Origin of the sequence: Pseudomonas sp. B37(2017) (assembly GCF_002112885.1) — a bacterium.
In the GTDB taxonomy this organism is placed as follows: Bacteria; Pseudomonadota; Gammaproteobacteria; order Pseudomonadales; family Pseudomonadaceae; genus Aquipseudomonas; species Aquipseudomonas paraglycinae.
This window is the reverse complement of the sequence record NZ_NEIX01000010.1, coordinates 35,058-58,284: the sequence shown is the minus strand read 5'-3', so window position 1 is coordinate 58,284 and position 23,227 is coordinate 35,058. Positions and strand designations below refer to the sequence as shown.

19 protein-coding genes are annotated in these 23,227 nt (G+C 62.7%); 2 read left to right on the top strand and 17 right to left on the bottom strand.

Going from position 1 to position 23,227, the window contains the following annotated elements:
• Positions 1-25: 25 nt before the first annotated feature.
• A complete protein-coding gene (locus tag CAF90_RS22500) occupies positions 26-871 on the bottom strand; it encodes a sulfotransferase (RefSeq protein WP_085608546.1) in 846 nt (281 codons plus the stop codon).
• 137 nt (positions 872-1,008) lie between these two features.
• On the bottom strand, positions 1,009-2,604 hold the full coding sequence (locus CAF90_RS22495; RefSeq protein ID WP_085608545.1) for a glycosyltransferase family 39 protein: 1,596 nt from the start codon (positions 2,602-2,604) through the stop codon (positions 1,009-1,011).
• A gap of 242 nt (positions 2,605-2,846) precedes the next feature.
• Between CAF90_RS22495 and CAF90_RS22490 the strand changes: the two genes are divergently transcribed.
• Positions 2,847-3,434, top strand: coding sequence for a phage tail protein (locus CAF90_RS22490; RefSeq protein WP_085608544.1), 588 nt, complete (start codon positions 2,847-2,849; stop codon positions 3,432-3,434).
• A 56-nt stretch (positions 3,435-3,490) separates the two neighbouring features.
• Complete coding sequence (locus CAF90_RS22485; protein WP_085608543.1) at positions 3,491-3,802, top strand: hypothetical protein; 312 nt, start codon at positions 3,491-3,493, stop codon at positions 3,800-3,802.
• A 9-nt stretch (positions 3,803-3,811) separates the two neighbouring features.
• On the opposite strand, the gene CAF90_RS22480 is transcribed toward CAF90_RS22485, so the two are convergent.
• The 15 genes from CAF90_RS22480 to CAF90_RS22410 all read right to left on the bottom strand — a co-directional run bounded on the left by CAF90_RS22480 (position 3,812) and on the right by CAF90_RS22410 (position 22,896).
• A complete protein-coding gene (locus CAF90_RS22480; RefSeq protein WP_371915875.1) occupies positions 3,812-4,300 on the bottom strand; it encodes a GNAT family N-acetyltransferase in 489 nt (162 codons plus the stop codon).
• Between the two features lie 11 nt (positions 4,301-4,311).
• The gene (locus tag CAF90_RS22475) at positions 4,312-6,408 is read right to left on the bottom strand and encodes a biotin/lipoyl-binding protein (RefSeq protein WP_085608541.1); all 2,097 of its coding nucleotides are present in this window, start codon (positions 6,406-6,408) and stop codon (positions 4,312-4,314) included.
• Positions 6,409-7,728 (bottom strand): efflux RND transporter periplasmic adaptor subunit, encoded by a 1,320-nt coding sequence (locus CAF90_RS22470; protein ID WP_085608540.1) that lies wholly within the window; start codon positions 7,726-7,728, stop codon positions 6,409-6,411.
• Positions 7,725-8,504, bottom strand: a complete 780-nt coding sequence (locus CAF90_RS22465; RefSeq protein ID WP_085608539.1) for an efflux RND transporter periplasmic adaptor subunit — start codon at positions 8,502-8,504, stop codon at positions 7,725-7,727. Before CAF90_RS22465 ends, CAF90_RS22470 begins: the two co-directional genes overlap by 4 nt.
• A gap of 271 nt (positions 8,505-8,775) precedes the next feature.
• Positions 8,776-10,227: an efflux transporter outer membrane subunit gene (locus CAF90_RS22460; protein ID WP_085608538.1), complete on the bottom strand. Its 1,452-nt coding sequence runs from the start codon at positions 10,225-10,227 to the stop codon at positions 8,776-8,778.
• The gene (locus tag CAF90_RS22455; protein WP_085608537.1) at positions 10,224-11,294 is read right to left on the bottom strand and encodes an HlyD family secretion protein; all 1,071 of its coding nucleotides are present in this window, start codon (positions 11,292-11,294) and stop codon (positions 10,224-10,226) included. The genes CAF90_RS22460 and CAF90_RS22455 overlap by 4 nt, the downstream gene beginning before the upstream one ends.
• Before the next feature lie 18 nt (positions 11,295-11,312).
• Complete coding sequence (locus CAF90_RS22450; RefSeq protein WP_085608536.1) at positions 11,313-12,848, bottom strand: MFS transporter; 1,536 nt, start codon at positions 12,846-12,848, stop codon at positions 11,313-11,315.
• Positions 12,849-12,950: 102 nt separating this feature from the next.
• Positions 12,951-13,868: a LysR family transcriptional regulator gene (locus tag CAF90_RS22445; RefSeq protein ID WP_007957716.1), complete on the bottom strand. Its 918-nt coding sequence runs from the start codon at positions 13,866-13,868 to the stop codon at positions 12,951-12,953.
• Positions 13,869-13,926: 58 nt separating this feature from the next.
• Positions 13,927-14,793, bottom strand: coding sequence for an ABC transporter permease (locus tag CAF90_RS22440; RefSeq protein ID WP_085608535.1), 867 nt, complete (start codon positions 14,791-14,793; stop codon positions 13,927-13,929).
• A gap of 20 nt (positions 14,794-14,813) precedes the next feature.
• A complete protein-coding gene (locus tag CAF90_RS22435; RefSeq protein WP_085608534.1) occupies positions 14,814-15,674 on the bottom strand; it encodes an ABC transporter ATP-binding protein in 861 nt (286 codons plus the stop codon).
• Between the two features lie 5 nt (positions 15,675-15,679).
• Positions 15,680-16,705 (bottom strand): ABC transporter substrate-binding protein, encoded by a 1,026-nt coding sequence (locus CAF90_RS22430; RefSeq protein WP_007957722.1) that lies wholly within the window; start codon positions 16,703-16,705, stop codon positions 15,680-15,682.
• Positions 16,706-16,723: 18 nt separating this feature from the next.
• On the bottom strand, positions 16,724-17,620 hold the full coding sequence (locus CAF90_RS22425; protein ID WP_085608533.1) for a TauD/TfdA family dioxygenase: 897 nt from the start codon (positions 17,618-17,620) through the stop codon (positions 16,724-16,726).
• Positions 17,621-17,995: 375 nt separating this feature from the next.
• The gene (locus CAF90_RS22420) at positions 17,996-19,363 is read right to left on the bottom strand and encodes an HlyD family type I secretion periplasmic adaptor subunit (protein WP_007957729.1); all 1,368 of its coding nucleotides are present in this window, start codon (positions 19,361-19,363) and stop codon (positions 17,996-17,998) included.
• Entirely contained in the window at positions 19,353-21,509 is a 2,157-nt protein-coding gene (locus CAF90_RS22415; RefSeq protein ID WP_085608532.1) for a type I secretion system permease/ATPase, read from the bottom strand. The genes CAF90_RS22420 and CAF90_RS22415 overlap by 11 nt, the downstream gene beginning before the upstream one ends.
• 34 nt (positions 21,510-21,543) lie before the next feature.
• The gene (locus CAF90_RS22410; RefSeq protein WP_085608531.1) at positions 21,544-22,896 is read right to left on the bottom strand and encodes a TolC family outer membrane protein; all 1,353 of its coding nucleotides are present in this window, start codon (positions 22,894-22,896) and stop codon (positions 21,544-21,546) included.
• Between the last annotated feature and the right edge of the window lie 331 nt (positions 22,897-23,227).

The window sequence follows — 23,227 nt, the reverse complement described above, 5'->3', positions numbered from 1 at the left end:
GACGCATCAATGAAAAACGCCGCGATCAGCTGATCGCGGCGTCGGACTTCATACGAATGACATTGGCAGCGCTGGCTGAGCCATCGAGCCAGAAGGACAGATCGGCGTATTGCTTGAACAGGTCCGGCGGCAGGATCGTGCGCCGCGACTCAAGGGCGACCTTGGGCTTGACCTTGTGCAGGCCGGCCACGCCCAGGGCCTGGTCGAACTCCGGCGCGTCATAGGCCAGGTGCTCGAAATCGTGCTCGAACCAGGGTTCGCCGATGAAGTCGTAGACCAGCCGCAGCACCCGCTCGGGGGCCTGGGTCAGCAGGTCGTAATCGACGATCAGCAGCGAATCGGCGTGCTCGCCGTAATAGGCTTCCTTGAGCGCCGCCCAGGCGAAACCCACCAGACGATTGCGCTGGGCCAAAGTCTCGCAGCGGCTGTAGACAGTGTTGCGCTCGACCGCATCGCCGAACAGTTTGGTGTTTTCAAAAGGATTGGCGCGGTACAGCCGCTCAAGGCTGTCCATCACCCAGGCGACATTGCGCACACAGGCGATGACCTTGGCTTGAGGGAACAGGTCGTTGATGGCCGGCAGTCGCGCAGACCACTGGCGGTTGGTGTCGAACACCACCGGTTTGTCGGCCTTGTCGGCGTAGTAGGAATCGAACAGGCCGCGCAACAGGCGGCGGCGCATGTCGGTGTCGATCACCGCGCCGAATTCGCTGCCGGCGCTGCACTGTTCAAGGACCCCGGAGAACAGCGCGCCGACCGGACTGGTCATGCCGGCATGAAAACGCGGGTTCTGCAGGAGGATTGCAGAAAGGAGGGTAGAACCTGAGCGCGGCAAGCCGGAGATAAAGTGGAACTGCTGCAATCCCTTCACCGTATTTGTAAGTCCTTTTGTCCCACGAGCGTAGTCCAACAATACCCTTTCGACTAGTAGTGTTTTGATATCAAAACAGAGCAAAACGGACTTAAAAATATCGGCTTTATCGCGAATAAAATGGTGAAGCGTTTAAGTCAGTTTTCTCCCGATCCATTGGGCGCCTGCAACGAAAAAAGTCGCGCTTTCGCCCCGCCCGCCTGCACCTGGTCCCGCAGCTGCCAGGTCGCAGGCAGGGGCAGAAATGGATCGGGTACTTCCACGTCCAGATCACCGATCAACCAGACCCGGGCACTGTCCTTCGGCAGGTCTCCCAACCGATCGAGGTAAACCTCATCGGACACCAGCGTGCCGAAGCCGTAGTGGTTCGGGCGGGTCGAGCGCCCCTCGACGGTGGGCGGCGTAAACAGCCGGACTTGAGCGTCTGTACGGTTGTAATAGACGTAACTGAGGTACCAGAGCATGTCGCTGGTAACGATCCGGTCGCCGCTCGTGAAGTGGCGGTTGACGTAATCGACCATGACGTTGAACTGATCGTTGCGATCGACCGTGGCGTTGTTGTTCAACCCGATCATCTCGACCCCGACCAGCGACAGCAGCACCGCCACCGCCAGCACGCGCACGCTGGTGTAGAGCCGATCGATGGCCAGCGCCGCCAGCATCGGCAGCCCCAGCGCGTAGGCAGTCAGGTAACGCTCGATGAACACCGGCGTAACGAAGGACACGGCGAACACCAGCAACAACGGCACGCCGGTATAGACCGCCAGCAGCACGCTGCCATGGTTCACGCTGCGATCCCGGGCGACGGCGACAGCCGCCAGCACCAGCAAGGCCAGCGGCACACCGCCGAACAGCAGCAACGGCAACTGCTCGCCCTCATCCTGGATCAGCCAGAGCCAGATCATCGACGGCAGCGAAGACAGGGTCACCGGATCTTCCCAGCCCACATCGCCGCCGGCCTTGAGCGCGTCCATGTGTTGCAGCAGGTCAAGCAGGTTCGGCAACCACGGCAGGTAGAGCACGACAATGGCCAGATTGGCCAGCCACCAGTCCTTGCGCTGGAGATGCTTCAGGCGATAACCCGGCAACAGGCGGATCAGCCCCAGATACAGCCAATGGCTCAGCGCCGCCAGCACAGCGAAATAGTGGGTGTACAACGCCGCCGTCATCAGCAGCGCGTAGATCAGCAGATAGCGGTGACGCTGCGGGCGCCGGATCCACTTGACCAGCACCAGCGTCGCGCCGATCAGCAGCAAGCCAAGCAACGCATACATGCGCACTTCCTGGCTGTAGCGCACCGCCGTCGGCAACAGCGCCAGCAACACCCCGGCGATGATCGCAGCGCGGCGGGTGGCCAGCCGGTCGACCAGGCTCACGCCGAGCCCGACCGTGGCGATACCGGCCAGTGCACTGAAACTGCGGATGGCCAGCAGGCCGTCGCCAAACACGCCGATCCAGCCGTGCAGCAGCATGAAATACAGCGGCGGGTGCACGTCGAACGCGGCGTGTGTCCAGATCCCGCCCAGCGAATAGCGCGCCAGCAGCAGGCTCGAACCTTCATCACCCCAGATCGCGGCAGCGGTCAGGTCATAAAAGCGCACCACGGTGGCCAGCAACAGGATCGGTATCAACCAGTGCTCGCGCGCCCAGCGCAACAGGCGCCGGACACCGGCATTCGGTGCGGCGAACGGATCCTGGGTATCCCCCAGCGGCGTCTCGCGAAGGACCTCCATCAACCTCCCCTCAGCGTTTTTTGCGAACATGATTTGCGTCATTGACTGCGAACACTGTAGGCCAGCGCCGAAGTCGACGCGCGGCCGTGACGACGTCCGGCAAGTCCGTCGATCCGGGTCTACGCTACGGCTTGGCGTGACCTGCCCGCGCAAAAGGAAGGAGTCAGCAAAACGTTTCGACCGGCCCGACAACAAGGGCGACCGCGCGGCGCGCCGACCACACAACAGAAGGATGAGGAACCATGGAAGTCTTTATGGGTACGATTCAACCGTTCGCCTTCAACTTCGCCCCGAGTGGCTGGGCCTTGTGCAACGGGCAAATCCTGGGCATCTCGCAATACCAGGCGCTGTTCGCCTTGCTGGGCACTTACTACGGCGGCAATGGCACGACCAACTTTCAACTGCCCAACCTGCAAGGTCGCGTGCCCGTCGCACAAGGCACTGGACTGGGCCTGACGCCGCGCGTCATCGGTCAGGTGTACGGCACCGAAAGCGTCACCGCCACCATCGCCAACATGCCCAACCACACTCACGCGATGACCGGCCTCACCGCCAACACGGCCTTGTCGCTGGCAGTACCCGCCAGCAATCCGGCGACCGTGCCGACCGCCACCAACTCGTACCTCGGCGCGTCCGGCGGCGGCCCGGGTTCGGCGAACATTTACTCCGACGCCCAAGGCGCCACACCGGTGCCGCTCAAGGGTGTGACCACCACCGTCACCGGGGACATTTCCTCCACCGGCGGCAGTCAGCCACTGCAAGTCTTGAACCCGGCCCTGGTCCTCAACTTCAGCGTTGCCCTGAACGGCCTGTTCCCGTCGCGCAACTGAGCAAACGCCGGGGGCTTCACCGCCCCCGGCCGTTCTTTTTTCACTGGAGTCAGACCATGCTGCAAGCGGTTCAGATTCAACACGTCCAGCCGTTGCTCGGACAGCGACGCACGCTGCACCTGCCCGATGGCACGGCATTGCCGATCCGGATCGATCACCTGGATGAGGTCCCCGCGGCGAAAACCCGCTACAGCGAACGCATGCCCTTCTGCCTCGAATTCAACAGCCTGGTGCCGACCGAGTTCGTCGACGGGTTATGCGCGCTGGAACTGCCGGAACTCGGCCGGGTGGAGGACATTTTCGTGTCGCGGGTGCCAGCGATGGGCCGGGATCCGCAGTTGGGGTATTTCTGCATTTCCTTCAACTGAAACCCCGCCTCACTGCGGGTACCACACCAGCCGCTCCGCCGCCGGATTGCGCTCCTCCACGGCAAACCCCAGCGCCAGGTAATGCTGGCGCGCATGGGGGTTGTTGGCCCAGACCACCGTCGCCACCGGGCAGCGCACTTGTTGCGCGGCTTTTTGCACGCCTTGCAGCACGGTTCGGCCATAGCCCTTGCCCCGCGCCTGGGGAATGAAGGCGAGGTACAACACGCGGATTTCATTGACGCCGAAATCGGTGCTGAGTGCGCCGATGGCCGTGCCGAGTTTTTCCACGATGTAGTGCATGGCATTCGGATGGTTTTCACCCATGCCCTGCTCCTGCACCTGAAATTGCTGGGCAACGATTTGCTGCACCCGTTCCTGCTCGCCGTCGATCCATTGCAGATCCGGCCGCGCCGATTGATACAGGCTGTGCAGAAAGGGTTCGTCAGTCGCCCGCGAAGGCCGCACCACCAATCCGTCCGCCGCCAGGTTTTCCGTCATCTTCATGCTCCCTAGAAACCGCTTTCCCTGACCCCCAGCGCCGCCATCCGGCGCCAGGCCACGCCGAGCACCGATTCGCCGCTGCCCTGCAACACCACCACGCCGCGCAGCGGCTGCACCGGGGTCGGTGCCTGCTCCAGCGTAGTCAAACGTACGCCGTATTGCGCCTGCACCGGTTCCGCCCGTTGCTGCTGATCGCGGCGCACGGCAATCGGCCCGTGGTGATCGGAAGTCAGCGCTTCCTGATCGACATAGGCCACACCGTTGGTGTCGATTTCATTGAGTTGCACCGCGATGGCAGCATGCATCGGGTCGTCGGCGATAAACCGCCCGGTGGCGCCGGGCTTGACCCGCCACAGTTCGGCTTCGGCCAGGTAACCGCGCAGTCGCGTGCCGTCCTCGACCACCCGCGCCAGCGCATCCTTGCTCGACAGCCAGCGACCCGGCGTCAGGTTCGGCAGCAGATCCCGCATGGTGCCAGCGTGGGGGGCACGCAACAGCAGGCGTTCGCGTTGGGCGGTCAGGCCACGGTATTCCGCCACCGCTTCGGCAAGGCGTTGCTCGACGATGCCGGCGTCGGCAGCGGTTTCACTGCGACCGGCCTGCCGACGCATCAGCAATTGCTGGATGCGGATTTCCCGGCGGACGATGGCCTGCCGCGAGTCGAGGTCCGGCGATTCCAGTTCGATCAGCACATAGCCCTGAGCAACGGTCTGACCATCCTCCACCTTCACGGCTTTGACCCGCGCCGCCGTCGGCGCGTGCAAGGCACTGGCGCGACCGCCCTCGAGCATCGTCGGCAATTCGACCGAGCTGCGCCACGGCACGATCAGCACCAGCAACAGGCCAAGTACCGCCAGGCTGCTGAGCAACACCCGGGGGCCGTGAGCCTGTTCGCGGCGGCTCCACCACTGGCGCCACTCACTCATGATCGGCAGAAAGATGAACCACACCAGTTCCACCAGCATCAGGAAGATCCCCAACACCTTGAAGAACAGGTGATAGACCGCCAGCGCGATCCCGAAAAACAACGCCGCACGCCATAACCACGAGCCATACCCCCAGATCAGCAAACGCCGCTGCATCGTCGGCGACCAAGGCTCCGGCGCCGGAGCGCCATAGCCGAACAGAAATTCCCGCAGCCGCCAGCGACACAGGGCAAACGCCCGGCCCTGCAAATTGTCGACTTCCCAGAGATCGCTGAGCAGAAAGTAGCCATCAAACCGCATGAACGGGTTGAGATTGACCACCAGTGTGGTGATCCAAGTCGCGCTGGCGAGCATGAACGCCGCCGTGCGACCGGGCCCGTCCGGCAGGAACGACCAGACCAGCAGCGCGATGCTCGCCAACAGTAATTCCGCCAGCACCCCACCGGCACCGATCAACAGTCGCGCACGTCGATCATTGACCCGCCAGGCATCGCTGACATCGGTGTAGAACATCGGCAGCAAGACCATGAACGCCACGCCCATGCTTTGCACTCGACACCCGGCGCGCTTGGCCATGAACGCATGACCGAACTCGTGACAGAGCTTGGCGAAGAACAACGCGATGCCGAACGCGATCGCGCCGCCGAGGCTGAACAGGTGCGGAAAGGTGCCGACGAACCGCTGCCAGTCCCGCGACACCAGAAACACCCCGAGCGCCAGCGTTGCCGGCAGACCGTAGCGCAGGACCCTCGGACCGAAGCGTTCCAGCCACGGCCAGGCACGGTTGAGAAAAGCGTCCGGGCGCCACAGTGGAATGCGGAAGAACAGGTATTGATGCAGCAGGATTTTCCACAGGCTCTGGCGTTGCACGAGGGCCTTGAGTCGATAACTGGCGCGCTGTTGCTCATCAAGGGCGCTGATCAGATCGTGGCCGCGCAGGAACTCCAGCAGTTGCGCCAGCTCGTTGCCGTCCAGAGGTAAACCCGGTTCACGATTGGCGGCGCGCAGCACTTGTTCGGGATCGCCCAGCGACCAGTGGCGCAACAGGCGCATAGCCGCCGCGCCGAGCTTGAAGTAGCGCCCGCGCACCGGGTCGGCCAACGTCCAGCGCGGCGAACCATCCAATGCCGGCGCCGCCGGCGACAATTGCAGGTCGGCACGCAGGCTCGGCAGGGTCATTTACAGGCCTACGCTCTGGCGCAGCCCGGCGAGTGGGCGCCGCAGCAGGTACAAGGCCAGCGGCGCCCGGTCGCCGAAAATTTTTGCGGTGCCGCGCAGGCCGATGCGCGGCGGGGCGTCGGCGAAATTGGCGTCCAGCCGATAGGCCAATTGGCCGCCGGCGGTGGGCTGCGCCTCGTAGGCCGAACGTTCGAGGGTGGCGAGGTGGCGTTGCAGCGGATCGCTGTCGAGAAACAGCGCGACTTCGGCGCCCGGCTCCAGCGAGATTGCGTCGCCCACCCCCAGCTCGATACGCAGTTCGGCTTGGCTCGGGTCGGCGATTTCCATCAGCCGTTCGCCGGTCTGCACCGGTTTGCCGGTCCAGCGCTCGGCATCGGCGAACACCGCAATGCCGTCGCGCTCGGCACGCACTTCGCTGCGGTTGAGCAGTTCGCGGGCATAGTCGCGTTCGGCGCGTTTCTGTTCGGCGCGGGCGGCCAGCAGGTCGACCCGGGAGCTGGATTCGGCGTCAACGAACGCGCGTTGGGAGTTGGCTTTGAGTTCCGCCTCGGCAACTCCGAGTGCACGCTCGGCGACATCGGCCTGAGCCTTCAGCGTCGTGCTTTCAAAGCGCAGCAACAAATCACCGGTTTTCACGCTCTGGTTGGGTTTGACCAGAAACTCTGCGATTACTCCGTCCAGCGGCGCGGCGACAACCCGCCCGCCCTGAGGCACCACTTCGGCAGGCGCCAGCACCGACTGGCGCACCGGGATCAACAGCCCGAGCAACAACACGGCGACCAGCGCCACCTGGCGTTTGCGGGTCCAGCGCAGCCGCCATGGCTTGCGCGGTTGCAGCGCCAGCCAGGCATGGCTGTAGGTGTCGCCCAGCTGCGACAGCAACACTTGTTCAGAAGGGTTCCACGGCAGATCACGGGCCAGCCACAAACCGCCGAACACCTGATCCTGACGATCAATCAACGGCAACCAGAACACTTGCATGGCCGATAGACTGCGCCAGTCGGCCTGGATCGATTCGCCGACCATTTCCGGCGTGATCACCCGCGCCTGTTTCAGCACATCCTGCTTGAACAACTGCGCCACGGCCTGCTCGACGAACGCCACGAACGGCGCATTCGGCTCCACCGCACTGACCCCGGTCACCGCCTGCACTTTGCCGGCGATCAGCAGCGCCGCATGGCGAAAACCAAACAGTGACTGGCCGTCATTGACCAGGCTGTAGGCCAGTTGCGAAATGTCATGGGCCGCGCGGGTCTGCCGTTCGAGATCGAGAAACCGCGCGAATACTTGCTCGGCGGCGCCGCTCACCGGGGCGTTCACTTAAGCTCCGGAAAGCGCGCGGTGCCGCTCATGCCGGCGAGCAAGCCTTTGGCTTCGGGAAGAGTTGCGACCAGCAACAGGGTCTGGCTGCCTTCATCGATCCGCGCACCGAGGCGTTTGACCGTGGCGTCGATGGCCTGACCGGTTTCATCAGGCACGAAGCTGAATGACTGACCGGGCTTGAGCCTGGCCATCCAGCGCGACGGCACCAGCAGATGAATTTCCAGGGTGCGGTTGTCGACCACATCGAGCAGCGGCGCACCGGCCGGCACGCTTTCATAACGCTGCACCTTGCGCTCGACCACTTGCCCGTCGAACGGCGCGACCACGCTGCAGCGTTTGACCTGGACTTGATAAACCTGAGATTGCGCCTGGGTTTCGCTGACCTTGGCCTCGGCCCGGGCCACTTCGAAACGCCCGACGGAATTGAGCGCCGCCAGTTGCCGGTTGTGCGCCAGCTCTTCACCGGCGCCACGGCTGGCGGCCTGCGCGGCATTCAACTGGGCCTGATAGGCCGAACAGTCGAACCGCGCCAGGGTATCGCCCTTCTTGAACGACTCGCCCTCGCTGAACGGCAACTCGACGATGCGCCCGGACAACTCGCTGGCCAACGTCGCCTGATCCCGCGCCCGCAACACACCGCGCGCTTCACTGCTGGCCGACGCATTCGCCGCCCCGCCGTTATCCAGCAGCGGATCGTCTGGCGCGGGCGTTTGAGCCTGAACTGCACACGTTACAAAGGTCAATCCGACAACCCAACCACGAAAACGCCGCATAACCGTTACTCCCTGACGGATGCTCGGAGTCTACGACAGCGGGGATTAGCGTCAAGCGAAAGGCCATCATTCGTCTTGAGGTGGGCGCTTTCGTCGCTTACAAACTTTAGGGAAGTTTCCTACGCGTCTTTCCAAAAGGCCGTTATTGCCGATTTATCGTTCGTTGCTTACTCTCACCGCACTCAACCCCGTACGTAGCGATTCAGTTCGCTGGCAGTTGGGGTCAAAGAAACCGGCTTCGGCCGGTTTTTTTATTTTTGCGCTTTTGCACTCAACGCTGCGCCATCTCCCCCACCGGATACACCGACTCCCATCCCCCGCCCAACGCCCGGTACAGCCCGACCATCGCCAGTGAAACGCCGGTGGAGCTTTCCACCCATTGTTCCTGGGTGGCGAGCAGTGCGCCTTGCACGGTGAGGACGTTGACGAAGTCGACCACGCCTTCGACATATTGCTGTTGCGCGGTGCGCAGGGCGATCTGGTTCTGGCGCACGGCTTCAGCGAGGCTGTCGCGGCGGCGCTGGCTGGCGTTGTAGGCGGTCAACTGGTCGTCGATTTCGTGCCAGGCGCGCAGGACGGTCTGTTGATAACCGATGGCCGCTTCCTGCTGCTGGGCTTCGCGCAGTTGAAGCACGCCGCGCAGGCGGCCGCCGTCGAACAGCGGCAGGCTGAATTGCGGGCCGATGCCGAAGGCGCGAGAGCCCCAGGAGCCGAAATCACTGAGCTGCATGGCTTGCGAGCCGAGATTGCCGGACAGGGTGATGCGCGGATAGAAATCGCCCTTCGCCACGCCAATGTTGGCGGTGGCGGCATGCAATCGGGCTTCGGCCTGGCGGATGTCCGGGCGGCGCTCGGCCAGTTGCGACGGCAGGCCGATGGCGACGGTCAGCGGCGACTGTGGCACCGGCGCATCTGTGGATAACTCTTTCGCCAGCGCCTGCGGCGGTTCGCCCATCAACAGGCTGATGGCATTGATCAGTTGCGCCTGACGCTGCTCCAGTGCCGGCAGCCGCGATTCGATGGCCGCCACTTGCGCGGCCGCTTCGGCGACGTCGAGATCGGTGGCTACGCCATCGTTGAGGCGCAGTTGCGAAAGCTTCAGGCTGTGCCGCGCCACATCGAGGTTCTGCTCGGTGACCGCGCGGGTGTTTTGCACGCCGCGCAGTTGGATGTAGTTCTGCGCGGTGTCCGCGAGTACCGCCAGCAGCACGCCGCGACGGTCGTTTTCCGCGACTTCGAGGTTGGCGTCGGCGGCTTCGGTTTCCCGGCGCACGCGACCCCAGAAGTCCAGCTCCCAGGAGGCCGAGAAACCGGCATCCCACAGGTTGAACGCGGAATCGCCGTTGTGCCCGGACGGGTCGTTCAGGCCTTCGCCGCTGTTGCGTTTGCGGGCGTAGCTACCGGTGGCGGCGGTCGTTGGATAACGGTCGGCGGTGATCACCTGACGGGCGGCGCGGCTTTGTTGCAGGCGGCTGCTGGCCAGTTGCAGGTCAAGGTTGCTGCGCAAGGCGCGCTGGGTCAGGGCCGAGAGTTGCGCGTCGTGAAAGACTTCCCACCAGCGCTCGTTCAGCGGTTCGCTGACGGCCTGGCTGGGGGCGCTTTTTGACGGCTTTGCCCAGTCGGCGATCTGGGTAGCTTCGGGTTTCTGGAAGTCCGGGCCGACGGTGCACGCCGCCAACGCCGACAGACTCAGGACCACTGTCAGGGACTGAAAGCGCTTCATCGCTGTGTCACCTCACGCACCGACGTCGCCGAGCTTTGGGTATCAATGCTCGCCTCTACCGACATCCCCACCCGCAGCCGTTCGGCCAGTGGCTGGCCCGGATCCAGCAAAACCTTCACCGGAATCCGCTGTACGACTTTGGTGAAGTTGCCGGTGGCGTTGTCCGGTTTGACCGCCGCGAAGGTCACGCCGGTAGCCGGGGCAATACTCTCGACGCGGCCGGTGAGCGCTTCGCCGCCGAGGCTGTCGACCCGCACGACAACATCCTGCCCCGGCTGCACATCGGTGAGCTGGGTTTCCTGGAAGTTGGCGACCACATACGCCTGCTTCAACGGCACCACCGCCAGCAGTTTGCTGCCCGGCGTCACGTACGCACCGACCCGCACGGCGCGCTCGCCGATCATGCCGTCCTGGGGCGCGGTGATGCGCGTGTAGGACAGCTCGAAACTGGCGATTTCCAGCGCGGCCTGAGCGTGTTTCAAACTGCCTTCGGCGGCATCGCGCTGCGCCGTCAGAATCTCGACCTGTTTACGTTCCGCCGCCAGTTTCGCGGTGGCCGTGTCCAGCCGCGCAGAGGCCTGATCGATCCGGGTCCGCGCCTGTTGCGCATTCTGCACGGTGCCGGCACCGACGCCCGCGAGGTGGTTGTAGCGGTTCAACTCCTGCTGTGCGAAAGCCATTTCAGCCTTGGCCGAAACCACCGACGCCTGCGCCTGTGCAATCACCGAGGTCTGGCGCTCCAGGGTGGCATTGGCGTTCTGCAACTGCGCGCGGGCCACCAGGGTTTGCGCATCAGCGGCCTCGGCGGCAGCGCGCAGGTCGCGGTCATCGATCAGCGCCAGCAACTGCCCGGCCTTGACCTGCTGGTTGTCTTCCACCAGCACCTCTTTGATGAACCCCGCCACACGCGGCACCACCAAGGTGAAGTCGGCGGAGACGAAGGCGTCGTTGGTGTTCTGCTGGGTGCGCTTGCCGAACAGGCCGGGCATCGCCAGATACACCAGCACACCGACCGCCAGCGCAGCGGCCACAGCCACCGCGAGTTTTTGCTTTGCTTGAGTCGTCATAAGAACCTTCTATTTCAGTCAGGTCGGCGCGCGCGGCGGAAAGATCCGCGTCGGCAGCCAGAAAATCAGCAGGATCAGCGCCACCGCGACGCCAGCCATGCACAGATAAAGATCCGAAGAAGTCAGCACCACCGCCTGTTCGTGCAGGCGATGGGCGAGGCCGGGGTCGTTGCTCGCGGCCAGCGGCGAGTTGCCGAGGCGATCGACCAGCATCGTCGAGTGAAAATGCAGACGCGAAGTGGTCAGCGCCTCGATCACGCCGGTGGCGACCACCGCCGCCAGGCCTTTCACGGTGTTGAACCACGCCGAGGCGAACGGCCCGTCCTGTGGCTGGATGCTGCCGGTCGACAGCATCAGCAACGGCAACACCGCCATCGGCTGGCCGAAAATCTGCAGCCATTGCAGCACGTAGAAATCGTCGCGAATCCATTCCGAGGTCAGCTGCGAGCCGCCGAGGCACGAAAGCGTCAACATGCTCAAACCGATGCCGAGCACCCAGCGGCAATCGACCCAACGCAAGTTGCACAACGCCGCCACCAGCGGCAGCGCGATCAACTGCGGCAATGCCGCGATCAGCATGATCGGCGCGGTCTGTACCGGTCGGTAACCCTGCACCTGAGCCAGGTAACTCGACGGAATCAGCACCACTGCCAGCAGCACCACCAGCACGCCGGCCAGGGTCATCAGGGCGAACGACAGGTTGCGAATGCCGAGCATCTGCAACTTGAAAAACGGAATCGGCTGCGACCATTCATTGATCAGAAACGCCACCAGCAACAGCGAACCGGCACCGAGCAAAGCGCAGATCAGGTTCGACTCGAACCAGTCCAGCCGATTGCCCTGCAACAGACCGATCACCAGCATGCAGATCGCCGGAAACCCCAGCAGCAGGCCTTTCCAGTTAAATGTTTTGAGGCGTTCCAGACGCAGCGGATCCTGCGGCAAGCCATAGGCGACAGCGGCCATGGCGATCAGGCACGGCACGATGATTTGCCAGAACGTCCACTGCCAGCCGACGTATTCGGTCCACAACCCGGCCAGCGGCGTACCAAGACCTGGGCCGAAGGTGGCGGTCAGGGCGTAACCGGCGAGACCGTAAAGCTTGATGTTGGCCGGCAGAAACCGCAGCGCAACGGTCATCAACATCGGCGGCAACGCACCGCCGGCCAGGCCTTGCAGGATGCGCATCAGCAGCAGGCTTTCGTAGTTCGGGGCGAACGGGCAGAGCACCCCGAGCAGGGTGAACACGCCGATGGCGCACAGGGTGAAACGACGCAGGGAAAAGGTCACCGAGCACCACGGCGCGAATGCCATGGCCGCCACCGAGGTCGCGGTATAGCTGGCGACCAGCCAGGTGCCTTCGTCGTAACCGATGCTCAGGGCGCCGCGAATGTCGGCCAGGGCGACCTTGGTCACCATCTCGTTGAGACCCGACACCAGCACCGCCAGCAGCACGCCGACCAGACCGATGATGATCCGCGCCCCGAACACCGGTGGCGCGGCTGCCATCGGAGCGGCAGCGGCAATCGGCGCCGTGACCGTCAGGGATGTCATGCAGGCAAACTCCGGAGGGAAAAATACCGGAGCATGGTAGTAGGGCTTAGTGCTGACGAAAATTGACTTCTCGGCAGTTTATAAGTGCATCAGACGCAATCGTCAGGGCTGTGCCGCCAGCCAGGTTTCGTCGCAGCAGGTCTTGAGGGTTTCGCGCAGCCAGCGGTGGGCCGGATCCTTGTCGAAACGCGGGTGCCAGGCCTGGGTCAGCATCAACGTCGGAAGCGGAATCGGCAGGTCGAACGAGCGCAGCTTCAAGCCCAGCCGCCGCACGCTGAGCAACGCTTCCTTGGGTACTGGCAGAATCAGGTCGGAATCCGGCAGGGCGAACATCGCCGCATGGAAACTCGGCGCGATCACCGCGACTCGCCGCTCCAACCCCAAGGCATTCAAAGCGGTGTCGATAGGCCCACGGGCGATGCCCCGGCGGGACATGCTGATGTGGGAGAACCCGGCATAGCGCTCGGCGGTGATCTCGCCATCCAGCAGCGGGTGATCCTCGCGCACCAGGCCGACGAAGTGGGTGGAAAACAGGTTCTGTATTTTGACTTCCGGGGTCACCGGGCGGGTGTTGCTGACACTCAGGTCGATCCGCCCTTCGCGCAGGGCTTCATCATCGCCGTCACCCTCGGGGACGAAACGCAACTCACAGTGCGGCGCCAGTTGATCGAGGGTGTCGAACAGCTTGCCGCCGTACACGCCGACGAAAAAATCGTTAGCGCGAATGCTGAAGCGCCGGCGCAACGTCCCCAGTTCCACCGCATCGGCCGAGCGAAACAGCAGCGCCGCCTGTTCGACCACATCGCGCACCTGCTCGCGCAACTCCAGCGCCTTGGGCGTCGGCACCAGACCGCGACCGGCGCGCACCAGAATCGGATCGCCAATCGCTTCGCGAATCCGCGTCAGCGTGCGGCTCATGGCAGCCGAACTGAGGTTCATCCGCCGCGCGGCGCCGACCACACTGCCCTCGTCGAGCAAGGCGTCGAGGGCGACCAACAGGTTCATGTCCGGGAGTTGCATGCTGAGCACTCATGACCGATCAGGATTGATTCGCACGCAATGCTAGCAGATCAGAAAATCAGCGCTGCATGCCCCAGCGTTTTACCGTCACCCGCTCCAGCGTGTCGAACACCAGGTTCTCCACCAGCAAACCGATGAGGATCACCACGGCCAGACCGGCAAACACCTTGTCGGTGTACAGCTCATTACGGTTCTGGAAGATGTACCAGCCCAAACCACCCTTGCCGCTGGTGGCGCCGAACACCAGTTCGGCGGCGATCAGGGTGCGCCAGGCGAAGGCCCAGCCGATTTTCAGCCCGGCGAGGATCGACGGCAGCGCCGCCGGAATCAGGATGAACAGCACGAAGCGCATGCCCTTCAAACCGTAGTTCCGGCCGGCCATGCGCAAGGTTTCCGAGACGCCGAGAAATCCGGCATACGTGTTCAGCGCCAGCGCCCACAGCACCGAATGCACCAGCACGAAAATCAGGCTGTTCTGTCCCAGCCCGAACCACAGCAATGCCAGCGGCAATAGCGCAATGGCCGGCAGCGGGTTGAACATCGAGGTCAGCGTACTCAGCAAGTCCCGGCCGAATTGGGTCGAGACCGCCAGCGTGGTCAGGGCGAAGGCCAGGACGATGCCGATCAGATAACCCTTGAGCAGCACCACCAGCGAGATCCACACCTTGCCCAGCAGTTCGCCACTGAGCAGGCCGTCGTACAGCGCATGACTGGTTTGCAAAAAGCTCGGCAGCAGCAGATCGTTGTTCTGCACCCGGGCCACCACTTCCCAGAGCACAGCGAGCAAAATCAGAATCACGCTTTTACGCAGCCAGCCCTGTTGCCACAGGCGCTGGCCCAGCGGCAGCTCGCGCTCCACCGGGACGCTGGTCAGCGGTTGCAGATCATTTTCGAATTCTTGACGTACGGATGATGAATGGCTCATCGGGCAATCCTCCGGGTGGCTCAATAAGCGATGCGAATGTCGTTGAAATCGTGCTCGCGCTCGGTTTCCAGCGACGGCCCTTCATCGAACAGCAAACGGTGAATGCGCCGTGCCGACTCTTGAAACGCCACGCCGCCAAGGCTGTGCAGATCGTACTGATGGCTGTGCACTTCCGCCCTCACCCGGCCCGGGTGCGGCGACAACAGCAGGATGCGATTGCCGACCACCAGCGCTTCTTCGATCGAGTGGGTGACGAACAGCAAGGTGAAACGCACCTCCTCCCAGAGCAGCAGCAACTCCTCCTGCATCTTGCGCCGGGTCAGGGCGTCCAGTGCGGCGAACGGCTCGTCCATCAGCAGGATTTTCGGCTGCATCGCCAGCGCCCGGGCAATCGCCACCCGCGCCTTCATGCCGCCGGACAAGGTGTGCGGATAGGCATCGGCGAACGCCGCCAGACCGACCTTTTCCAGATAGTGCAGCGCACGCTCCTCGGCTTCCTTTTTCTTCAGCGTGCGCGAAGCCAGCAGCGGAAACATCACGTTCTGTTTGACGGTTTTCCACGGTGGCAGTTGATCGAACTCCTGAAACACCACGATCCGGTCCGGCCCCGGCGCGTCGACGCGCTGGCCCTGCAGACGGATCTCGCCCTCACACGGCGCAATGAACCCCGCGACAGCTTTGAGCAAGGTGGATTTACCGCAGCCGGACGGGCCGAGCAGCACGAAGCGATCCTGTTGATCGACTTCAAAACTGACCTGGTGGGTGGCGCGCACGACGCGCTGCGGCGTGCGGTATTCGAGGCTGACCTGGTCGACCGCCAGCAGCGCTTGCGCGGTGGCGATCGGGTTGCTGGCCGCGTGGCCTTGCAAAGGGGCGTTCATGTCGATCAGCTCCCCTGCAACGGTTTGGCGTCCTGGAAGAAGTAGTCCTTCCACGATTCGGGTTTGTTCTTGATCGCGCCGACGCGGTAGAGGAATTCGGCGAGCGGGTAGGTGTTTTTCGGCGTGACGCTGAATTCGAACTGCGGGTTGTCGATGATTTTCAGCAACGCGGCGCGGTCGATCTTGGCCTTGGTCACGCGGATGTAGGTGTCCGCCGCCGCGCCTTTATCGTTCTGCGCGAATTGCGCGGCTTCGGTCAGGGCTTCGACAAACGCCTTGTAGGTTTTCGGGTTCTCGTTGCGGAATTTCTCGGTGGCGAACAGCACGGTCGGCGAGTTCGGGCCGAGCACGTCATAGGAGTTGAGCACCACGTGCACATTCGGATTTTCCAGCGCCTGATCCTGGAACGGCGGGTTGGAGAAGTGCCCGGTCAGCTCGGTGCCGCCAGCGATCAAGGCAGCGGTGGCGTCCGGGTGCGGAACGGCGATGGTGTACTTGTCGAGGCGATTGAACTCCTTGTCGCCCCACTGTTTGGCCGCCGCGTATTGCAGGAAGCGCGACTGCACCGAAACCCCAACCGCCGGCACCGCAATGCGGTCCTTCTCGGTGAAGTCGGCGATGGTTTTGACCTTGGGATTGTTGCTGACGAGGTAGTACGGGAAGTTGCCCAGCGAGGCCACGGCTTTGACGTTCTGCTTGCCGTGGGTGCGATCCCAGATGGTCAGCAATGGCCCGACACCGGCGCCGGCAATGTCGATGGAGCCGGAAAGCAGCGCATCGTTGACCGCCGCGCCGCCGGACAACTGGGTCCAGTCGACCTTGATGTCGAGCCCTTCCTGCTTACCGTACTTCTCGATCAGTCCCTGATCGCGCACCACATTGAGCAATAAATAGACAATACCGAACTGTTCGGCGATACGGATTTCACCTTCGGCGTGGGCCACGGTCGGCGCCACCAGGCTGCCGGCGATCAGGCTGAAACCGAGGCCGATGGCCGCCGCCAGCGGCGCGAATGGAAGACGTTTGGACATGATCGGATCTCCGGCAAATCAGAAAGGCGCGTCGCCCTGGATGGTGGTGCGATACAGCTTGCGGCGCAGGTGCGCGGGGCAGCCGGCGGCAAGGTGGATCAGCGAGCGGTTGTCCCAGAACACCATGTCGTGGGGCTGCCATTGATGGCGATAGATGTTCTGCGGCAGCACGCTGTGGGCGTAGAGCTCGTCGAGCAGTTGTTTGCTCTCGTCTTCCGGCAGGCCGACGATGCGAGTGGTGAAGCCTTCGCTGACGAACAATGCTTTGCGGCCGTTTTCCGGGTGGGTGCGGACCACCGGGTGCACGACTTCGGCGACCTGAGCCAATTGCTCCGGGGTCAGGGTCGGGCGCCAGTTGCCTTCGAATTTGGTTTCGCTGTAGCGCGCGGTGTAGGAATGCGCAGCCGAGCGGCCTTCGACGGCTTTGCGCAGGGCGTCGGGCAGGCTGTCCCAGGCTTTATGCATGTCGGCGAACAGGGTGTCGCCGCCTTCGGACGGCAGCTCCTGGGCGTGCAGCATCGAGCCGAGGCTCGGCAGCTCTTTATAGGAAAGGTCCGAGTGCCAGAACTTGCCGGCATCACCGAGGCCGATGTTCTGGCCGTTCTCGACGATGTTGGAAACGATGAGGATTTCCGGGTGATTGGCCAGCAGGAACTGCTTGAGCACGTGGATCTGCAACACGCCGAAGCGGCGGCTGAAATCGATCTGCTGTTGCGGGGTGATGCGCTGGTCGCGGAACACCACGACGTGGTGATCGAGGTGCGCGCGGTGGATGCGGGCGAAGTCTTCATCGTTGACCGGGCGGGTCAGGTCGAGGCCGATGATTTCGGCGCCGACGGCACCGCTGAACGGGCGGATCTCGAAAGTTTGCGTCGCGACAGTCGCGGCGCTTGGGGTAGCAGTAGCTGCGGACATCAATCAATCTCCCACGCACGGCGCGCTCAAGGGCGCGCGCGTCGATCAGAAACTCACGCTGGATTGCGTGTTGGTTCGTGTCGTGCGGCGCGCCGATTGGTCGGCAGGTACGCAGGAGGCTGACTTTATAGCTATAAGAAGCGGAATTTAAATACTGTTAACGAATAACGATATGGCGATTGCTTAGGAATGGACTGGATGGTGAGTGACCATTTGTGTCACTTCTGGACGGAATGTGTTGTTCCGACAGACGCCTTCGTCGGATCGCCGCCCGGACCAAGCTCGCTCCCACACTCGATCGCGTGTCTCTGGAAAAACGCAGTCGAGTGTGGGAGCGGGCTTGCTCGCGAAGAGGCCTGAAAGGCCAATAAAGATCTAGCGTTCGTGCAACGCCTCGGCCCGCGCCCGGATGATCGGTTTGAGCAGATAGCTCAGCACGGTCTTCTTGCCGGTGATGATGTCCACCGACGCCACCATCCCGGGGATGATCAGCAACGGTTTCTCGTCAGTGCCGAGATGGCTGCGTTCGGTACGCAGTTTGATGATGTAGTAGGTGGTTTTCTTGTCTTCGTCGGTGATGGTGTCGGCGCCGATCTGTTCCAGCTTGGCCTTCAGACCACCGTAGATGGTGTAGTCATACGCGGTGAATTTCACCGTGGCTTCCTGGCCCGGATGCAGGAACGCAATGTCCTGCGGGCGGATCTTCGCTTCGACCAGCAGGGTGTCGTCCAGCGGCACGATTTCCAGCAGGTCGCTGCCCGGCTGAATCACGCCGCCGATGGTGTTGACCAGCATCTTGTTGACGATACCCCGCACCGGCGAGGTGACGAGCGTACGGCTGACCCGGTCTTCCAGCGCCTTGCCGGTGGCCTGGGCCTTGTTCAGGTCGGTGCGCGCTTCGTTGAGCTGAGTCAGGGCTTCGCTGCGGAATTTACCGCGAGTCTCGTCAATCTTGCGCTGCACTTCCTTGATCGCCGATTCAGCGCGCGGGATCGCCAGGGTGGTGGCGTCGAGCTGACCACGGGTTTCCACTTCGGCACGTTTGAGTCGCAGCACCTCCACCGGCGACACCGCGCCCTGGGCCACCAGCGGCTCGGACATGTTGATTTCCTGGCGTTGCAGGCCAAGTTGCTGGCGGTACTGCGCCTGCTTCGAGGTGAACTCACGCAGCTCTTGCTGACGCTGGATCAACTGCTCCTGCAAACCACCAACTTCGTCGTGCAGTTGCTGACGACGGCTGATGTACAACGATTCTTCACTTTTCGCCTGACCCGGCACGGCTTTGAGCACGTCCTCGGGGAAATTCAGCGGGCGGTCATCGACCTCGGCGCTCAGGCGCTCGACCCGCAGCAGCATCGACAGCCGATCAGCCTCGGTTTCGCCGACGTTGGACGCAAAACGCGTGTCGTCCAGGCGAACCAGCGGCGCGCCGGCTTCGACGATCTGGCCTTCCTTGACGAACAGCTCGGAGACGATCCCGCCCTCGAGGTTCTGGATTTTCTGGATTTTCGACGAGGGAATCGCTTTGCCGTCGCCCTTGGTCACTTCGTCGATGACGGCGAAGTTGGCCCACAGCATCAGGAACACGAAGAAACCGATGATCGCCCAGATCGTCAGCCGCACTACGCGCGGCGCGTCCTCGATCAAGGCCTTGTTAACCTCCGGCAGCGGCTGGCCCTGCAGCGATGCCGAGCCCTTGAAGTAGCGGCGGATCGAATCCTTGAAACCCGACTTAAGCAACACTGATCTGCCCCTTCTTCAACGCTTCCATGACGGCCGCTTTCGGGCCGTCGGCGAGGATCTGTCCACGGTCGACCACCAGCAGGCGATCGACCAGCGACAGCAGCGATGCCCGGTGCGTCACCAGCACCACGGTCTTGTTTTCCACCACCGCCGCGAGGCGTTGCTTGAGGCGTTCTTCGCCGGTGTTGTCCATCGCACTGGTCGGTTCGTCGAGCAACAGGATCGGCGGATTGAGCAACAGCGCCCGGGCCAGGGCGACGTTCTGGCGCTGACCGCCGGACAGGTTCTGCCCGCGCTCGCCGACTTGCAGCTCATAACCCTGCGGGTGCAGACGGGCGAATTCGTGGACGCCGGCCAATTCGGCGGCCTGCAGGACAAGCTCGTCCTCGACGTAACGGGCGCCGGAAACCAGGTTGTCGCGCAGGGTGCCGGCCAGCAGCTGGATGTCCTGCGGCACATAGCCGATGTTGTAGCGCAGCTCGCTGACGTCGATCTGGCGGATGTCGACGCCATCCACCAGTAACGCGCCGTCGTCCGGCTGATACAGGCCGACCAGCAGTTTCGCCAGTGAGCTTTTGCCGGAACCGCTGCGGCCGATGATGCCGATCTTCTCGCCGGGACGAATCACCAGGTTGATGTTCTTCAGCGCCGGGTTCTGTTGTTCCGGGTAGGTGAAGTTGAGCTGGCGGCATTCGATGGCGCCTTGCAGAACCTTGCGGCTCAACGGGCGCTCTTCGAAATTGCGCTCCTGCGGCAACTCCATCATCTGGTCGACCGAGGTCATGGTGACCCGCGCCTGCTGGTAGCGGGTCAGCAGACCGGACAGCGATGCCAGCGGGCTGAGGGCGCGGCCACTGAGCATGTAGCAGGCGATCAGGCCGCCCATGCTCAGGTTGCCGGCGATGATCTGGTACACGCCGAAGACGATCATGATCACCCCGGCCAGTTGCTGGATCAGCAGGGTGATGTTCATCGCCAGACCGGAGAGCATTTTCACCCGCAGCTCGAGACGGCTGAGGGTGCCGATGGTCTGTTCCCACTGATACTGGCGTTCGCTTTCGGCGTTGTTGACCTTCACCGCGTCGAGGCCGGCGAGGGTTTCGATCAGGCTCGACTGACGCTCGGCGCCGAGGGCCATGGTGCGTTCCATGGTTGCCACCAGCGGCTTCTGCAAGGCGTAGCCGATCAGCAGCGCAATCGGGAAGGCCAGCACCGGAATCCACACCAGATGCCCGCCGAGAATCGCGATGACGATGAAGATCAGGATGGTGAACGGCAGGTCGATCAGGCTGGTCAGGGTCAGCGAGGCGAGGAAGTCGCGTAGGCTCTGGAACTCGTGGATGTTCTGGGCAAAGCTGCCGACCCGCGCCGGGCGGTATTTCATGGCCATGCCGACGATGCGTTCGAACAGCGTGGCGGAGATGATCAGGTCGGTTTTCTTGCCGGCCAGATCCAGGCACAGGCTGCGCAGGCTCTTGAGGATCAGGTCGAACATATAGGCGCCGGTGATGCCCAGCGCGAGCACCCACAGGGTCGCTTCGGCCTGGTTCGGCACCACGCGGTCGTAGACGTTCATCACGAACAGCGGCGCGGCCATGGCGATGATGTTGATCAGGAAACTGGCGGCGATGGCGTCGGCGTACAGCCAGCGCGAACGCTTCAGGGTGTCGCGAAACCACGAGCGCGCACGCGGGATCAGCGTGCCGTGGTTGACGTCGAATTTGTGCTGGGGCTGGGCGAAGAACACTTTGCCGGTGTAGTCGTCGGCCAGCAGCTCGCGGCTGACCAGGGACTCGCCGCCGTCGCTTTCGCTGAGCAGCACCCGCGCGTCGTTCTCACCCTGCCAGCCGAGCAGGACGGCACTGCGGCCATCCTTGAGCAGCAACAGCGCCGGCATGGCAATCGTCGGAATTTCTTCCAGCTTGCGCTGCAGCACCCGCCCTTGCAGCCCGGCGCGCGCCGCTGCACGGGGCAACAGCTCGACACTCAGGCGTTGTTTGGGCAGCGGCAGGCCGGTGGTCAGCATCGCCGCGCTGGCGGGTTTCTGGTGGAGCATGCAAAGAGCGAGCAGACCATCCAGTAACGGATCGTCGTGCAACGCGCGTGGATCATGACTGAGATGAACTCGACTGACTTCTGATTCCACGCTCGACACTCTTTAGCAGTTGAAAAGGGACAACTCAATTCATCCCAGGCAGCTGGACCTTGGGCTTCACGTCGTTCTGCACAACGGATGCCAATGGTGCGACCACTCCCTGGCTCTTGAGCAATTCGCCCATGGTCGCCTTGATTCGATACTGAGTAAATAACTGAATGTTTTTGATTTCAGCCAGACGCCGCGAAGCGGTGAACAGCTCGTTTTCACTGTCGAGCAAATCCAGCAGGGTCCGTTCGCCGAGGCTGAACTGACGCTGGTAAGCGGTGCGCACCGAGGTGCTGTGATCAACGTACTGCTGAGCGATCGGCACCTGAGCGTTGGCGTTGTTCAGGGCGTTCCAGGCCAGGCCCAGTTCTTCATTCAATTGGCGCAAGGCGTTGTTGCGGATGTCCAGCGCCTGGTTCGACAGGTACGACTTGGATTCCAGGTCCGCCTTGTTGCTGCCGCCCGAATACAGGTTGAAGCGCATGCGCAGCATGGCCTGCCATTCGTTGTTGTGACCGTTCTGGCCGTCGAGGTCGTTGTCGGCGGTGCGGCCCAGCTCGGCGTCGAAACGCGGGTAGAAGGTCGACTTGGCAGTCTCGTATTGCTTCTCGGCCGCGGCGATATCGGACTCGGCCGAACGCAGGATCGGGCTGTTTTCCAGCATCTGCTGGCGCGCTTCATTCAGGTTGGCCGGCATCATCGCCATGAACGGCGCCGGACGCTCCAGCTGATCGGGCATCTGGCCGACGGCGCTGAGGAAGTTGGTTTCCGAGTCGGCGAGATTGGTCTGCTCGGTGATCAGGTTGTTGCGGGCCTGGGCCATCCGCGCTTCGGCCTGATCGAGGTCGGCACCGCTGCCGACGCCGCGCTCGGTGCGCAGCTGGATCTGGTCGTAGATGCGTTGGTGGCTTTTGAGGTTTTCTTCGGCCAGACGCACGAATTCGCGACGGGTCAGCACATCCAGATAAACCTGGGCCACGGTCAGCGCGGTGCGTTCGGAAGTGCCGAGCAGGGAATACGCGCGGGAGTTGACGGTGGCTTGTTGACGCCCGACTTCGCTGGACGTCGCAAAACCGTCAAAAACCATTTGCGACAGACGTAAACTTGACTCGCTGCGGTTCAGGGTTTCCCAGTGATTGCCGCCACCATTGGCGCGGGTGGTCACGCTGTCGGTGCCTTCACGACCATAACCGCCCAGCAGATCGACCTTGGGCAGGTATCCACCTTTTGCAGCCTTTAACTGATAATCCGCGGCCAGTCGGCTGTTGACCCCTGCCTGGATTTCCGGATGGACATCCAGTGCCTGCTGCATGGCTTCTGGTAAGGATTGTGCTTGTACGAAAGACGCGGCGAGAGCGAAGGGTAGAGCCTTGAACAGGTGCGAACGCATGGTAAAGATTTCCCAGAACTTCTTGTCTTGAATCACAGCAAAATGACGAGCTGCGTCGGAAGATGGCAACCGGAATGACCGTATGTCGGAAAGTTTAAAACCGGAACTGGATCACACGCTGAAGGGCAGGTCGCCGCATAAATATCAATGTGACATTACCGGGGCGATTGTTTAGGATGGCTCCCAGAAGGTCAATAGTTTGGCATAAAGTTAATAGCGAAAGAATATAGCCAAAATATTGACGAATAACAGCGTCAACTTTGCTTCATCTTTTTTTAAAAGTACGTCCAGACTGAATCGGCGCAGACAGCCATCAGGTCTATGGAAGTCA

Bases quoted from the DNA above. Each gene is read 5' to 3' on its own strand.
- CAF90_RS22495 (WP_085608545.1), bottom strand. From the start codon at position 2,604: ATGGAGGTCCTTCGCGAGACGCCGCTGGGGGATACCCAGGATCCGTTC.
- CAF90_RS22490 (WP_085608544.1), top strand. From the start codon at position 2,847: ATGGAAGTCTTTATGGGTACGATTCAACCGTTCGCCTTCAACTTCGCC.
- CAF90_RS22485 (WP_085608543.1), top strand. From the start codon at position 3,491: ATGCTGCAAGCGGTTCAGATTCAACACGTCCAGCCGTTGCTCGGACAG.
- CAF90_RS22480 (WP_371915875.1), bottom strand. From the start codon at position 4,300: ATGACGGAAAACCTGGCGGCGGACGGATTGGTGGTGCGGCCTTCGCGG.
- CAF90_RS22475 (WP_085608541.1), bottom strand. From the start codon at position 6,408: ATGACCCTGCCGAGCCTGCGTGCCGACCTGCAATTGTCGCCGGCGGCG.
- CAF90_RS22465 (WP_085608539.1), bottom strand. From the start codon at position 8,504: ATGCGGCGTTTTCGTGGTTGGGTTGTCGGATTGACCTTTGTAACGTGT.
- CAF90_RS22460 (WP_085608538.1), bottom strand. From the start codon at position 10,227: ATGAAGCGCTTTCAGTCCCTGACAGTGGTCCTGAGTCTGTCGGCGTTG.
- CAF90_RS22455 (WP_085608537.1), bottom strand. From the start codon at position 11,294: ATGACGACTCAAGCAAAGCAAAAACTCGCGGTGGCTGTGGCCGCTGCG.
- CAF90_RS22450 (WP_085608536.1), bottom strand. From the start codon at position 12,848: ATGACATCCCTGACGGTCACGGCGCCGATTGCCGCTGCCGCTCCGATG.
- CAF90_RS22445 (WP_007957716.1), bottom strand. From the start codon at position 13,868: ATGCAACTCCCGGACATGAACCTGTTGGTCGCCCTCGACGCCTTGCTC.
- CAF90_RS22440 (WP_085608535.1), bottom strand. From the start codon at position 14,793: ATGAGCCATTCATCATCCGTACGTCAAGAATTCGAAAATGATCTGCAA.
- CAF90_RS22435 (WP_085608534.1), bottom strand. From the start codon at position 15,674: ATGAACGCCCCTTTGCAAGGCCACGCGGCCAGCAACCCGATCGCCACC.
- CAF90_RS22430 (WP_007957722.1), bottom strand. From the start codon at position 16,705: ATGTCCAAACGTCTTCCATTCGCGCCGCTGGCGGCGGCCATCGGCCTC.
- CAF90_RS22425 (WP_085608533.1), bottom strand. From the start codon at position 17,620: ATGTCCGCAGCTACTGCTACCCCAAGCGCCGCGACTGTCGCGACGCAA.
- CAF90_RS22410 (WP_085608531.1), bottom strand. From the start codon at position 22,896: ATGCGTTCGCACCTGTTCAAGGCTCTACCCTTCGCTCTCGCCGCGTCT.